Source organism: Psychrobacillus sp. PGGUH221 (assembly GCF_042055255.1).
GTDB lineage: Bacteria > Bacillota > Bacilli > Bacillales_A > Planococcaceae > Psychrobacillus.
The window spans coordinates 1-366 of sequence record NZ_JAQMHQ010000041.1 but is presented as its reverse complement, the minus strand read 5'-3'; the positions used below and the strand labels follow the sequence as shown (position 1 = coordinate 366).

The window sequence follows — 366 nt, the reverse complement described above, 5'->3', positions numbered from 1 at the left end:
CATAATTCAAGTCTAGTGATGATGGCGAAGAGGTCACACCCGTTCCCATACCGAACACGGAAGTTAAGCTCTTCAGCGCCGATGGTAGTTGGGGGTCTCCCCCTGTGAGAGTAGGACGTCGCTGGGCTTGTATTAATAAAAATAGTACAAGCACCCTGGAGGATTAGCTCAGCTGGGAGAGCATCTGCCTTACAAGCAGAGGGTCGGCGGTTCGAGCCCGTCATCCTCCACCATATTTTTTCTTCGCCGGAGTAGCTCAACTGGTAGAGCAACTGACTTGTAATCAGTAGGTTGAGGGTTCAAGTCCTTTCTCCGGCACCATTTTTAGAGCCATTAGCTCAGTTGGTAGAGCATCTGACTTTTAAT

2 tRNA genes and 1 rRNA gene are annotated in these 366 nt (G+C 49.5%); all 3 read left to right on the top strand.

The features are described 5' to 3' along the window. Positions 1-11 precede the first annotated feature (11 nt). The 3 genes from rrf to PGC35_RS22110 all read left to right on the top strand — a co-directional run bounded on the left by rrf (position 12) and on the right by PGC35_RS22110 (position 321). A 5S ribosomal RNA gene (gene rrf, locus PGC35_RS22120) occupies positions 12-127 on the top strand. Positions 128-157: 30 nt separating this feature from the next. Then, positions 158-233: transfer RNA gene (locus PGC35_RS22115), tRNA-Val, on the top strand. Between the two features lie 12 nt (positions 234-245). After that, positions 246-321: transfer RNA gene (locus PGC35_RS22110), tRNA-Thr, on the top strand. Positions 322-366: the final 45 nt, after the last annotated feature.